The organism is Enterobacter sp. RCC_40 (assembly GCF_041360735.1).
GTDB classification, from domain to species: Bacteria; Pseudomonadota; Gammaproteobacteria; order Enterobacterales; family Enterobacteriaceae; genus Enterobacter; species Enterobacter ludwigii.
Map to the genome: position 1 here is coordinate 95,717 of NZ_JBFUPR010000008.1, position 13,896 is coordinate 109,612.

Annotated in this window: 11 protein-coding genes; 7 read left to right on the plus strand and 4 right to left on the minus strand. The window is 54.0% G+C overall.

Features of this window, described 5'->3' with window-relative positions; genetic code table 11:
• Positions 1–74: 74 nt before the first annotated feature.
• Positions 75–503 (plus strand): HigA family addiction module antitoxin, encoded by a 429-nt coding sequence (locus AB6731_RS20540; protein ID WP_371006748.1) that lies wholly within the window; start codon positions 75–77, stop codon positions 501–503.
• Positions 504–666: 163 nt separating this feature from the next.
• Positions 667–1,662 (plus strand): PIN domain-containing protein, encoded by a 996-nt coding sequence (locus AB6731_RS20545; RefSeq protein ID WP_286462399.1) that lies wholly within the window; start codon positions 667–669, stop codon positions 1,660–1,662.
• Positions 1,663–1,905: 243 nt separating this feature from the next.
• Here AB6731_RS20545 and AB6731_RS20550 read toward each other — a convergent pair whose 3' ends face one another.
• From AB6731_RS20550 to AB6731_RS20565, 4 genes are all read right to left on the minus strand, one after another.
• On the minus strand, positions 1,906–3,627 hold the full coding sequence (locus AB6731_RS20550) for an ABC-three component system protein (protein ID WP_286462397.1): 1,722 nt from the start codon (positions 3,625–3,627) through the stop codon (positions 1,906–1,908).
• Positions 3,624–3,872, minus strand: coding sequence for an ABC-three component system middle component 6 (locus tag AB6731_RS20555; protein WP_353622157.1), 249 nt, complete (start codon positions 3,870–3,872; stop codon positions 3,624–3,626). The genes AB6731_RS20550 and AB6731_RS20555 overlap by 4 nt, the downstream gene beginning before the upstream one ends.
• Positions 3,869–4,789, minus strand: coding sequence for an ABC-three component system protein (locus tag AB6731_RS20560; protein ID WP_371006749.1), 921 nt, complete (start codon positions 4,787–4,789; stop codon positions 3,869–3,871). Before AB6731_RS20560 ends, AB6731_RS20555 begins: the two co-directional genes overlap by 4 nt.
• A gap of 698 nt (positions 4,790–5,487) precedes the next feature.
• Positions 5,488–6,318 (minus strand): MurR/RpiR family transcriptional regulator, encoded by an 831-nt coding sequence (locus tag AB6731_RS20565; protein WP_032680493.1) that lies wholly within the window; start codon positions 6,316–6,318, stop codon positions 5,488–5,490.
• A 278-nt stretch (positions 6,319–6,596) separates the two neighbouring features.
• Here AB6731_RS20565 and AB6731_RS20570 point away from each other — a divergent pair, with 278 nt between their 5' ends.
• The 5 genes from AB6731_RS20570 to AB6731_RS20590 all read left to right on the plus strand — a co-directional run bounded on the left by AB6731_RS20570 (position 6,597) and on the right by AB6731_RS20590 (position 13,889).
• The gene (locus tag AB6731_RS20570; RefSeq protein ID WP_270293070.1) at positions 6,597–8,102 is read left to right on the plus strand and encodes a CoA-acylating methylmalonate-semialdehyde dehydrogenase; all 1,506 of its coding nucleotides are present in this window, start codon (positions 6,597–6,599) and stop codon (positions 8,100–8,102) included.
• Between the two features lie 11 nt (positions 8,103–8,113).
• Positions 8,114–10,039 carry a 3D-(3,5/4)-trihydroxycyclohexane-1,2-dione acylhydrolase (decyclizing) gene (gene iolD, locus AB6731_RS20575; RefSeq protein ID WP_371006750.1) on the plus strand — a complete coding sequence of 642 codons (1,926 nt, stop codon included), beginning with the start codon at positions 8,114–8,116 and terminating at the stop codon, positions 10,037–10,039.
• Between the two features lie 300 nt (positions 10,040–10,339).
• The gene (gene iolG, locus AB6731_RS20580) at positions 10,340–11,326 is read left to right on the plus strand and encodes an inositol 2-dehydrogenase (protein ID WP_337253527.1); all 987 of its coding nucleotides are present in this window, start codon (positions 10,340–10,342) and stop codon (positions 11,324–11,326) included.
• Between the two features lie 31 nt (positions 11,327–11,357).
• A complete protein-coding gene (locus tag AB6731_RS20585) occupies positions 11,358–12,287 on the plus strand; it encodes a substrate-binding domain-containing protein (RefSeq protein ID WP_371006751.1) in 930 nt (309 codons plus the stop codon).
• Between the two features lie 54 nt (positions 12,288–12,341).
• Positions 12,342–13,889 carry a sugar ABC transporter ATP-binding protein gene (locus tag AB6731_RS20590; RefSeq protein WP_014171148.1) on the plus strand — a complete coding sequence of 516 codons (1,548 nt, stop codon included), beginning with the start codon at positions 12,342–12,344 and terminating at the stop codon, positions 13,887–13,889.
• Positions 13,890–13,896: the final 7 nt, after the last annotated feature.

The following is a 13,896-nucleotide window of genomic DNA, read 5'->3' on the forward strand; positions in this document are numbered from 1 at the left end:
GCGTCAGTTAACGAGGTAGCGTGAGCTGACGCTTTCACTGTGCGAACTTTGCTCATGCAATTCAAAGGAAAAACATGTCCAGGACTCCCTATACACGGTTACGCATTGAGGGCTTCCGCAAAGCAGAGGCTTCCCTGAGACTTGAAGGAATGGACCCCAGTGGTACGCCACTGTACGAGTCCATTAAGGCACGTATTATTTCAGGTGAGCTTACTTATGAGCAGGGGCGTTCAGAGATTCTTGCATACTACACAAAAGCAGATACCGCCGGGCCTGTGACAGTGGGAGAAATTCTGACAGAAGAATTTTTGAAACCGCTGAACATGTCTAATGATGAACTGGCGGAAGCTATGGGTAGCTGCAAGCAGTATATTGACGATATTCTCTGCGGCTTGCGTCGTCTTACGGATGATGAGGCTCACGTTCTTGCTGCCATATTTGGTACTGATGAAGACTTCTGGAGTAATCTGCAGAAGTTGCAAGATCGGAAGAAACGATGGTAGAGATAATAACTCAATGCCATGATATCTGCGCAGCCCCTCAAGTGTCATGAAAGTAGTTCTTCAAGTCATAGCATCTTGAAATACCTTAGATTATTAGGTAACGATCTTGTATAATATAACTATTTGATTTTCATTGCTTTTGGGGACTTTAATGCATCTAATAATGCTCGATACATGTGTTTGGCTTGATATTTCCTCTAAAAAAGCTGAATTGCCAATGCTTACTGCCATCGAGCACCTGGTTGAGGCTGGGAGTATCAAAATACTACTGCCCGATCTGATACGTGCCGAGTACGAACGAAATAAAGATAGGGTGATTGAGGCTACGCGAAAACGACTCTCCAGTGAATTTCGAGTAATTAAAGGGTTAGTTGACTCTTTTGGCGGTGAAGGTAAAGATACAGCGCTCAGGACCTTAGATGATGTTAATCACAGATTGCCTATTCTTTCCGAAGTTAATCAAAATACAGTAAATCGTGTTACCAAACTTTTTGACATGGCCCACGAAGTTATAATCTCTGATGCAGCAAAAATAAGAGCGGCAGAGCGGGCTATCGCTAAGAAGGCACCGTTCCATAAGCAGAAGAATAGTGTGGCTGATGCAATGTTAGCAGAGACTTTCCAAGAGTTTCGGCTGTCGCATATAAGTGAGTACGAAACCTTTAGATTTGTCACTCACAATGTGACGGATTTTTCCGGCAAAGACCACAGGCAGCCACACGACGATTTCGCAGATATTTTTGACGGCAACAGCTCTTTATTCTTTAACGCCACGAGCTCTGCCATCGAGGATCTGCTCGATCTTGAAGAATTTCACTATGAGAATAGCTTTGCTTGGGAGGACGAAACTCGTGGGCTTCAGGAAATCATGTCTGCGATGGACGAGCTCTTCGATAAAGTTTGGTACAACCGCCATATGAATATGATGTATCACCTAGATAATGGTGATATAGAGGTAATCCCCGCTGGTACAAAACGCCACGGTAATGATGTGATTCACGAAGATACCCTCGACCAAGCAAAAATTGCAGCTCAACGGGTCAGGGATAAATATGAAGATACTGGGCCTTGGAGCGACTTTGAATGGGGGATGCTCAATGGGAAACTCTCTGCCCTGCGATGGGTCTTGGGCGATGAGTGGGACATGCTTGACACATAAGCAATAATCCATAGTCTGAACTGAGCAGGTTAAGCAATATCTTGAAGATTTTCATTCATTATATTTATTAGCTCAGACCTGATCTGACAGTTACCGGTTATTTATACAGGTGTCTGTCAGGTCTGAGCTAGTACAAATGTTGTTCCTTATACGCTAAGCGCGGCGTTTCTATGTTTACCGATAGTTCCTGTGACTTCTATGTTCAGGTGCTTGCTTGGAAGCCAATCTCTACCAATCGGGTGTTTATCCAAATCTTAGGCCAAACAGCCCGCCATCTTCCGTAGCATCGGTCAAGCGTGTAGGTAGTACATATTTGTTTAAATCGAAACCATCAATGGTTTCTTTAAAAGCATCGTCCTCGTTCATCGTCACGATATACTGGAAGCCGAGTTCTTGCGCAATTTCTGCTCCAAGGCGTAAGGCACTAATAACCTGACGCCCGTCAACGCCATCAAACAGATGGCTATCATGGATCAGGAATCCCGGCCCCATCTTCCTTTTGGCACACAAACGCATAAGCATCATATCAAAGCAGAAGATCTGCATATTCTTGATGCCTTTGCTGCGTTGGCCCTGCATCGGAAACTTGAAGACCGGTCCGTTAGAGGTTTCATCAATAGTCATGCTACCGGCCGACTCATAGAGACGTTGCGAGGTCTCCTCAAAAGCGACGATGGCTTCCGCCAGTCGATCCTTTTGCTCAGCGAAATCACGCCGTAAGCGGATCGTGAGGCGGTTGCGCTCAATTTCTAACTCATTTTTAGTGCCTTCGAGCTGCTCGGCAGCTGCGAAACGTTGCCGCAGCGATTCAACTTCGGATTCTAGGCGCCCTAATTCTCCCTGCAGCTTGAGAAATTGTTCGAGTGCACCGTGGCTTTTGAGTATACCGAGGATTTCGCCACGTCGTTGATCGAGCTGCGCTTTTTTACTGTCACGTAATTCTATACGTAGTTTTGCAGCTTCAAGTTCGCTGGATAGATAGTCCTTGCGATTGCGCACCACCGATTCGTGAAAACTTTTCACGTCTTCGTAGCGGCGTTTAACCAAGCCCGGAAGCATGATACCCGCCTCTCGATATACAGCCTGAAGGTCTTCAAGGTCCGGTGGAACTTCGGAGGTGAGGGCGTTTTCCAGATCACGCATAGCCGAGAAGTCAATGGTATTAGCATTGGCCAGGTCGTTGAGTTGGCGGGTAAGCATTGCGCTTTCGACTTCCAGTTCCCGGTATTCCGGCAGTATCTGGAAATTTTCAACTTCTGCATGAAGTTTCTTGAGGCGGGATTCCTGAATTGTAAGCTCGGTACGCAATTCGGCAGCTTTGCCAATGATCGAACCAAAAACACCGTTGTTTGCCGCCTTCTTTAGCTCTTCAAGTGTTTTTTCTCGATCACGTACAGCTTGCCAATCTCTAGCAATCTGCCAGTCCAATCCCAGTAGGAACATCAGTGCCATCTGCATGTCACCAGTTCCCTGCATCGTAGCCTGCTTTTCTGGCGTCATAAAGGCACCGCTTGCCTGTCGGCGCACAAAATATGCAAACAGTGAGCGGAACGAAGGCGGCTTGCTGCCTGCAGCTTCAAGGCTGCTCAGGCCAAACATTTGTTCGCCGAGAAAGTTACACCATTCGGTGGCCGAGAACTTGACCTTCGCAGCAGGCGGAGCTGTTACAAATATTTTGGCTTTGGAACCACCACTACGCTCGACGACTGTTCGTTCCAATTTAAGATCGAAGTCCATTCTGAAGGTGTGTTCAGTCAGCTCCGGGGTACGAAAAATCGACTCAGGGCCGGCATCGGCACCGAGCAGAAAATGCACTAATTCAACGAAGCTGGTTTTGCCTGCACGATTTCGCGTTTGCTTGGTGGTTGCCCCATCAGTTTTTTGAGCGAGCAACACATTCAGGCCGGGCTTCAAACCCTCTAGGTTTTTGAAGCTAGGCAGCGTGCTGAAAATATGATGAATCACTCTGTTCTCCGGGCCACAAGGCCGCTTTCTAGTTCGATGGTTCCAAGTGTATATAGAAGGTCTAGGGAGAGCAAAAACCAGTCGTATGTGATTCGCCGAGGCGTTACGGTCAAGCCTGTATCGTGTCTGTTCAATTCATCCCAAAGCGCGGAGACAGTTTTTGGACGAGCGAGGAACGTCAAAACACGCGCACCGACAGTCAGAAGAGCACGCTCCTGAGGCAGATGTTTAGATGGCAGGATCATTCAGTCCCCACAGTTTGAGCATCTTCAAAAATTTCGCATTTGTCGAACAAATAGGCCATTACGGCTAACACGGCCGCCTTGTGAGCAGGCGTGGTATTCATAGTCCCCCCAGCCCATGCTTCTAAGCGGCCGAATATTTCATCTGGATGAAGTTGAGGAGTTCCATCCCGCAGACCTTCATATTTGCTCTTGAAAGCCTGTGCGATCTGCTCGCCGTAGGAAGGATTCTTCCAGCTATTAAAGAACTGCGCAACGAGAGGAGACTTCTGCATACCTATCTTCAGGAAGTCTGCAACAGCTTGAGATAGAAGGTTTGCTTCGATCTTTCCGCGCGAAACATCTTTCACATCACTCGCAGTAGGGATGGGGGTGATGCTAATGTGGGTGAGCACTGCAGCTAAGTCGGCGAAGCCCAGATTTATATTTGCTTCCATTGTTAACGAAGGGCCAAACCAAGATTCGAGATCCTGAAGTTTTAGTTGACGGAACTTCGCTAGCATTTCCTCGTACCCACAATGCCCTATCTTAATCTGCGGGTTGTCCTGAGCTAGTTTGGCTAAAGCTTCAATGATGTGCGGACCTAGCCGCCCATCCGGTGCGTTATGGACGAAGGTCCATTCATTGAAATAATCTTCCCAGTGCTCCTTGGCCCCTTCGAAGTCTTCGTTGATCTTCTTGATGGCCTCAGCAGCGCTTAAATCATTAGGGGCATAGCTCTGGAACAGTATTCGCGCGGAAGGCAGATATCCGTCGTTTTTCCGGTCCCCAACATTGCCCCAAGGCCGACATGCCATGAAGTCGTTGGGATGTGCCTTCGACATCAGCTTCTCAAATAAACGTTGAAAACCGTCCCCCTTAGATTCTAAGAAGGCAATGCGGAAATCCTTTTCGTAGTTGAGTTGTTGTATGCGATCCATACGCTAGGCTCTGACCCTATGTTTTTGAAATTCTTCAGGCTGTCGCTCATGGTTTCCTGAAGCTGCGGTAAAGGTGCACACGATTGATATCAAGGGGAGAAAATTTGGCGGCCGCAATTAGTATGAATTACATGAGAATGGCGCCCGGGGCAGATATGCCCATTAATACCAATACGTTTGTGGCTTCCTCTTTAAATGCTCATCAATCCGAGTGCGAATGGCATACTCAATGCTTGCCGTAGCACATTTTGGGCTTTGTTGTCGTTAGATTCTGCTTCATTTGCGCATAGATGTCATTTGATTTTTGACGCAGACTTACGAGCATTGTGGCATCGATGGGCGTGGATTATTACTCGCTTCAAACGTGCTGTATCGCGCCAATTCAGCTTCATCACTGGCTCCCGCTGCCCCTCGCAGTCCAGCATTATGCTAATGTGTTTCGCCATAAAGGGAGTTGCATACTGGCGTAACCTCTAGCTTCAAACTGTGGAGGCTTGGGCTATGTCGCTCCTTGGCTCTAACTCAGGAACAAAATTTTTTTCGCCGTTCTGGTATTTTCAATGGTATTTGGATTTAAATCACACTCAATCTACTGATTTGTATTGGTTTTATCTTATGGTTAATAATTGAGTGGGAATGATTTTCCCCTGATATCACCCCAAACCCTCTGCTTGCGCAGGGGGTTTTTTTATTCTCCGTTACTTCCCACTGCCCAGCCGATACGCCAGCGCTACCACCAGCGACTGCACGAGGCACAGCGTCGCCGACTGCGAGCGAAACGCGTCAACCTGCGCCTCTTTCACCACAAAACAGAGATCGCTGAAGGTGGCCAGCGGGCTTATCTGGCTGTCGGTGATCACAATCTGCCGCGCGCCGACGCTGGCGGCGGTTTCGCTGACCATCACCGTCTCTTCCGCATACGGCGAGAAGCTGATCGAGACCACAATGTCCTGCGCCTTGATGCGGTTGATCTGCTCACGCAGCATCCCCCCCATTCCGTCGAGCAGAATAGGGCGGCACTCCAGGTGGCTCAGGGCGTAGGTCAGATAGGCGGCGACGCTAAACGAGCGGCGTAACCCGGCGATATAGATTGTGTCGGCTTCGGCCAGCAACTGCACGGCGCGTTCCAGCATCTCCGGCTCGGCGCGGGCGGCCAGCTGCTGGAGGGCCTGCGCATTTGAACGGGCGAACTCCTGCAGAATATCGAGCGGGGTTTCCGGGACGGCCTGACTTTCCATTTCGCGAAACAGCCGGGCGCGGTCACTGTAGCTGGCGGTCTCTTCCACCAGGTTCATGCGAAACAGCTGTTTCATCTCGTTGAAGCCGGTGAAGTCAAAAGCATTGGCAAAACGGATCAGCGTTGACGGCGGCACATCGGCACGCTCGGCAATGACGGCGACCGTATCAAAGGCCACGCTGTTGGTATTATCCAGCACATAGCGGGAGACCTGCTGCAGCCTCTTGCTCAGGCTATCGTAGCGATCGCGGATTTGCTGCTGCAGCTCATTCAGGCTGGTTGCTGTGGTCATTTTACCCCCTATGCATAGTTTTATGATTCTAAACGCAAAACCGCGTCTTTTAAATGCCGGCCGTCCATCTGGCCTCAAAAATGAAACAGAAGCTTCACGCATTTCAACGCCTGAAATGCCTTAATAGCGCAGGCTGCACCAGTGATGGTGGCTGTTAACATAAAAATCCATCCTTGATCACAATAATCATCATTTATTTTATTTCAACTTAAAATGGAATGTTTGTTTCATATATAGTGTTCAGGTAACAGTCACGTATCAACAGCGAGAGGTTAAGGATGGAGACGGTAGCGAATTTTATTCACGGCGAGTGTGTCACCGGTTCAGGCCAGCGCGTTCAGGCAATCTTCAACCCGGCCACCGGAGAGCAGATCCGCCAGGTGGTGATGAGTACGGCACAGGAAACCGAACAGGCGATTGCCGCAGCACAGCAGGCTTTTCCTGGCTGGGCGCGTCATTCTCCACTTAAACGCGCACGCGTGATGTTCCGCTTCAAAGCGCTGCTGGAAGAGAACATGGAGCGCCTGGCCCGCATCATCAGCGAAGAGCATGGCAAAGTCTTCTCCGACGCGGTGGGCGAGCTGACCCGCGGCCTGGAAGTGGTGGAGTTTGCCTGCGGCATCCCGCATCTGCAAAAAGGTGAGCATTCCGCTAATGTCGGCACCGGTGTCGACAGCCACTCGTTGATGCAGCCGCTCGGCGTATGTGCCGGGATCACGCCGTTTAATTTCCCGGCAATGGTGCCGATGTGGATGTTCCCGATTGCGCTGGCCACCGGCAACACGTTCGTGCTGAAACCGTCGGAAAAAGATCCCTCTCTGGCGCTCGCGCTGGCAAAACTGCTGAAAGACGCCGGCCTGCCTGACGGCGTGTTTAACGTGGTGCAGGGTGATAAAGAGTCGGTTGACGTGCTGCTGACTGACCCACGCGTGCAGGCTGTGAGCTTTGTCGGTTCAACGCCGATCGCCCAATACATTTACGAGACCGCCTCCGCCCACGGTAAACGCTGTCAGGCGCTGGGCGGGGCAAAAAACCACTGCATCTTAATGCCGGATGCCGATATGGATATGGCGACGAACGCGATTATGGGCGCTGCCTTCGGCGCGGCGGGAGAACGTTGCATGGCGCTGTCGGTGGTGCTGGCGGTGGGGGATAACACCGCTGATGAACTCTGTTCCCGGCTGGAAAAACAGATTGCCGCGCTGCGCGTCGGACCGGGTCTGGACCAGACGCCAGAGAACGAAATGGGGCCGCTTATCTCCTCGGCACACCGTAACAAAGTGCTGGGCTATATCGGCAGCGGGGAAACCCAGGGAGCCCGCCTGCGCGTGGATGGCCGTGGGTTCAGCGTGAAAGGCCACGAGCAGGGCTATTTTGTCGGACCAACGCTGTTCGATAACGTCACGCCGGAGATGACCATTTATAAAGAAGAGATTTTCGGGCCGGTACTTTCTGTGGTGCGTGTTGCAGATTACAGCAGCGCGGTGGACCTGATTAACCGGCATGAATATGGTAATGGCTCGGCAATATTTACCCGTGACGGTGGCTGCGCGCGCCGCTTCTGCGAAGAGGTGCAGGCGGGGATGGTTGGGGTGAACGTGCCGATCCCGGTGCCGATGGCGTTCCACAGTTTTGGTGGCTGGAAGCGTTCGATCTTTGGTGCGCTGAATGTCCACGGCAACGACGGCGTGCGTTTCTACACCCGAATGAAAACCATCACCGCACGCTGGCCGGAAATGCAGCAGGAGACTGGCGCTGCGTTCTCCATGCCGACGCTGGGCTGACAGGAGGTTTTATGCAAACCGAACGTATGACCATGGCTCAGGCCCTGGTCAGATTCCTTAATCAACAATATGTCTCCATTGATGGACAAGAAACGCCCTTCGTGGAGGGCGTGGCGACCATTTTTGGTCACGGCAACGTGCTGGGTATCGGCCAGGCACTGGAGCAGGATCCTGGCCACCTGCAGGTGATGCAGGGGTGTAACGAACAGGGCATCGCCCATATGGCGACCGGATTCGCCAAACAGCATCGCCGTCGGCGCATTTTTGCCGTCACCTCATCCGTCGGGCCCGGCGCGGCGAATATGGTGACGGCCGCGGCGACCGCCACCGCGAACCGCATTCCGCTCCTGCTGTTACCGGGGGATATCTATGCCAGCCGCCAGCCCGATCCGGTTTTGCAGCAAATCGAGCAGTACCACGATCTCAGTATCAGCACCAACGACTGCTTCCGTCCCGTTTCACGCTACTGGGACCGCATTAACCGTCCGGAACAGTTAATGAGCGCGATGTTAAATGCGATGCGTACGCTTACTGACCCCGCAGCGACGGGGGCAGTGACCATTTGCCTGCCGCAGGACGTACAGGGCGAAGCCTGGGATTATCCCTTGAGCTTCTTTGCGCGTCGCGTGCATCACATTGAACGCCGTCCGCCTGACCCCCAGCGTCTGGCCCAGGCACAGGCGTTGATTGCCCGTAAACGCCGTCCGCTGGTGGTGTGTGGCGGGGGCGTGCGTTATTCCGGCGCGCATGAGGCATTTCGGGAATTTGTCGAGACGCTGCAACTGCCGTTTGCCGAAACCCAGGCCGGAAAGGGGGCGCTGGTAAGCGATCATCCCCTTAATCTGGGAGGGATCGGTGTGACGGGCGGAATGGCCGCTAACCAGCTTGCACCCAGGGCGGATTTGGTGATTGGCATCGGCACGCGCCTGACGGACTTTACCACCGGCTCCAAAGCGCTCTTTTCCCATCCGGACGTCGAGTTCCTGCTTTTGAACGTCGCCGAGTTTGATGCCCTGAAACTGGATGCCACGGCGCTGATTGCCGATGCGCAAACCGGGCTGCACGCGTTAACGCAGGCGCTCCCGGCGTACCGAAGCCACTGGGGAGAGGAGATCGCTCAGGCGAAATCTGCCTGGCATGCGGAGTGCCAGCGCTTATGGGGCCGTCAGTGGCATCCCGACGATGCGCCTGAAGTGGCAGGGCACCTTGATGCGCAGCTGGCGGAATACGGTGAGGCGCTCAACACCCGCCTGACCCAGACGCGGGTGCTGGGGCTTATCAATCAACATATCGAAGATAACGCCATCGTTGTGGGCGCGGCCGGATCGCTGCCCGGGGATTTACAGCGCCTCTGGCAGGTGAAGACGCCGGACAGTTACCACCTGGAGTACGGCTACTCCTGCATGGGGTATGAGATTGCCGCGGCGATAGGCGCGAAGCTTGCCAGCCCGCATCAGCCGGTTTACGCCATGGTGGGGGATGGCTCCTACATGATGCTGCACTCCGAGTTACAAACCGCGGTGCAGGAGGGGATCAACGTCACCGTCCTGCTGTTTGATAACGCCAGCTTCGGCTGCATTAATAACCTGCAGATGGGGCATGGGATAGGGAGCTTCGGTACGGAAAACCGTCATCGAAATCCAGATTCAGGCCGGCTTGACGGACCGCTGGTGAAAGTCAATTTCGCCCAGAACGCGGAAAGCTACGGCTGCCGCGCGTGGCGGGTCCACGACGAGCAGAGTCTGCTGGCGGCGCTGGCGGCGTCGCGGGCGCATCCTGGCCCAACGCTGCTGGATATCAAAGTGCTGCCGAAAACCATGACCCATGATTACGCGTCATGGTGGCGAACCGGTGATGCGCAGGTCGCGGGATCGTCTGCGGTGCGCAAAGCCGCCGAGCAAACTCAGGCGCAGGTGAAAAAAGCACGCCAGTATTAAGTTTTCCCGCCGTAACGAAATTTTCATTTCATTTTCCCCTCACCCTAACCCTCTCCCCAAAGGGGAGAGGGGATGGTGTGGTGCACTCTTTTCTCCCTCGCCCCTTTGGGGAGAGGGCAGGGGTGAGGGGTTAGTAGCACCTTCTTCCATGTTGTGAGATTGATAACAAAATTTGTCTCAATCATCTCAAAAGTGTTAACCCACACTCAAAAATATAATTTTCACTATTTATAAAAATGAAATAAATGTTTTATTTAAGGGGTCGTTAGTTCACAGCATTCACCAACACCGGGAGCCGTTATGTTTAACATTGCTTTACTGGGCGCTGGCCGAATTGGCCAGGTACATGCAGCTAACATCGCCAGCCACAGTGAGACCACGCTCTGGTCTGTGGTCGACCCGAATCAGGAATTTGCCACCCGCCTCGCCGCGCAATATCAGGCTCGTCTGCAGAGCCTGGAGGACGCGATGAGCGACCCAAACGTTCATGCCGTACTGATCGCGTCTGCGACGGACACCCACGCGGATCTGATTGAGATGGCCGCCCGCCACGGCAAAGCGATCTTCTGTGAAAAGCCGGTACACCTGGATCTTGCCCGCGTGCGCGACTGCCTGAAAGTGGTTAACGAGTACAACGTACCGCTGTTTATCGGTTTTAACCGCCGCTTTGACCCGCAGTTTCGCCGGGTCAAAACCGAGGTGCAGGCCGGGCGGATCGGTAAGCCCGAATCGCTGCTGATTATCTCCCGCGACCCGTCCCCGCCACCGGCGCAATATGTGCGCGTTTCCGGCGGTATGTTCCGCGACATGACCATTCACGATTTTGATATGGCGCGCTTCATCATGGGCGAAGAGCCGGTGTCGGTGTATGCCCAGGGCAGCAATCTGGTGGATCCGGCGATTGGCGAGGCGGGGGATATCGATACCGCGTTTATCGTACTGAAGTATGCCTCCGGCGCGATGGCGACCATCGTCAACAGCCGCCGCTCTTCTTATGGCTACGACCAGCGCCTGGAACTGCACGGCTCAGAAGGCCTGCTGTGTGCGGGCAATATTCTTGAAAATCAGGTGCAGCACTACGGCAAACAGGGCTGCACCGGCGCGCTGCCGGAACACTTCTTCCTGCAGCGCTACAAATCCGCTTACGCCGCGGAATGGGAACACTTTGTTGCGGTGCTGCGCGGCGAAGCGACGCCTGACTGTAGCGGCAATGATGGTGAACGTGCGCTGTACCTGGCGGATAAAGCGCTGGAATCCCTGCGTAGCCAGCGTGAGATCGTCCTCTAAACACAACAACCCTACACAGAGAGACATAATAATGAAAAAACTGATCTTAGCCGCCCTCATCGCCATGACCGCCGGGGCAGCAATGGCCGAAAACGAGCAAATTGTTTTCAGTACACCAAACCTGGCGATGCCGTTTGAAGTTCACATGCAGCGTACCGCGGTAAAAGCCGCAAAAGAGATGGGCGTAAAGCTTCAGGTTCTGGACGGGCAGGGCAGCTCGCCGAAACAGGTCGCTGACCTGGAAAACGCCATCACCCGTGGTGCGCAGGGGTTCATCGTCTCCCCGAATGACGTCAATGCCGTCTCCAGCGCGGTGGATGAAATTCAGGATGCGAATCTGCCCGTTGTGACGCTTGACCGCTCCGTCGACAGCCAGAAGAAGGTGCCGCATTTTGGTGCCAACAACTACAAAGGCGGCCAGGCGATTGGCGACTTCGTTAAAAGCAAATTCCCCAACGGGGCAGACATTATTCTGCTCACCGGCCAGCCAGGTTCCTCCTCCAACATTGAACGTACCAAAGGGATCCGCGACAGCCTGAAGACGGGCGGGGACAAGTACAAGATCGTTGCCGATCAGACCGGTAACTGGATGCGTTCTGAAGGGATGCGCATTGTGGAAAGCGTTCTGCCGTCACTGCCGAAACGCCCACAGGTGATCCTCTCCGCCAATGACGACATGGCACTGGGCGCAATTGAAGCGCTGCAGGGCCAGGGCGTGAAGCCAGGCGAAATTCTGGTGACCGGATTTGACGCGGTACCTGAGGCGCTGGCGCGCGTGCGCGACGGCTGGCTGGCGGTCACGGCGGATCAACGCCCGGGCTTCGCGGTACAAACGGCGATGAGCCAACTGGTGGCCAACGTGCGTGAGAAGAAAGCCATCACCGGCGCGGACTACCCGCCAACGCTTATCACCAAAGAAAATCTGCAGCAGGCTGAGCGCATCAGTGAGGCCGGTAACTGATTTATCCTGAGCCGCCGCGCAGGTGGCGGCTCACTATTAAGGAGGAGCAGACCGATGTCGCAACCCTTACTGAAAGTGACCGACCTGGCAAAAAGCTTTTCTGGTGTCTGGGCGCTGAGCAGCGCACAGCTCACCGTCGGTGCCGGGGAGATCCACGCGCTGCTGGGTGAGAACGGAGCGGGGAAATCCACGCTGCTGAAAGCCCTGGCGGGCGCACAGCCGCAAACGCGCGGGGATATCTGGTTCAACGGCGACACGCTGCCGGTGGACGATTCACCGGTTGAGCGGCAGAACAAGGGCATTATCACTATCTATCAGGAATTTAACCTGCTGCCCAATATGACCGTCGCGGAAAACATGTTTCTCGGGCGTGAGCCGCGTAAACGTAACCTGATTGTCGACGAAAAAGCGGTGAACCAGGAGGCGCAGGTGATCCTCGATTATCTGCAGCTGAACGTTGCGCCAACCACGCCTGTTGCCCGTCTGAGCGTAGCCCAGCAGCAGATGGTCGAGATTGCCCGGGCGCTGACGCTGAACGCCAGGCTGATCATCATGGATGAACCCTCCGCGGCGCTGAGCGACAGCGAGGTGGAAAGCCTGCACCGCGTGGTGCGCGAGCTGAAAAACCGGGGGGTGAGCATTATTTACGTTACCCACCGACTGCACGAAGTTTTCCAGCTTTGCGATCGCTTTACCGTTTTCCAGGACGGCCGTTTCACCGGCAGTGGCGCCGTGGCGCAAACCAATGTCGAGCAGCTGATCCGTCTGATGGTGGGGCGTGACGTGGCCTTTAATCGTCGTCCCGCCAGCGAAACCCATCATGAAAACAAGCCGGTTCGTCTGGCAGTAAAAGGGCTGAGCCGCGAAAAACCGCCGCTGGATCCGCACGGCATTGCCCTGCATGACATTAGCTTCCATGTCCACGCCGGAGAAGTACTGGGCATTGCCGGCCTGGTGGGTGCAGGGCGCACCGAAGTGGCGCGCTGCCTGTTCGGGGCGGATGCCTTTACCTCGGGCAGCTTTGAACTGGACGGCGTCCCGTATCAACCGCGCGACCCGATGTACGCCCTTGAGCAGGGCATCGCGCTGGTCCCGGAAGATCGCAAGAAAGAGGGGGCGGTGCTGGGGTTATCGATTCGCGACAACCTTTCGCTCTCCAGTCTCTCTTCTCTGATGCAGTGGCGCTGGTTTGTGAATACCCGCAAAGAGGACGATCTGATTGAGTCCTACCGCAAGGCGCTGCAGATCAAAATGGTCAACAGCGCGCAGGAGGTGCGCAAGCTCTCCGGCGGTAACCAGCAGAAAGTTATCCTGGCGCGCTGCATGGCGCTGAACCCTCGGGTGCTGATTGTCGATGAGCCGACGCGCGGTATCGACGTGGGCACCAAGTCGGAAGTACACCAGGTGCTGTTTGATATGGCCAAACAGGGCGTGGCGGTGATCGTGATCTCCTCCGATCTGCCTGAAGTGATGGCGGTATCCGATCGGATCATCACGCTCAGTGAAGGCCGGGTGACCGGTGAGATCCACGGCGACGACGCTAACGAAGAGCGGCTGATGACGATGATGGCCATCAACCACAACGCCCTCAACGCGGCATAACGGAGTT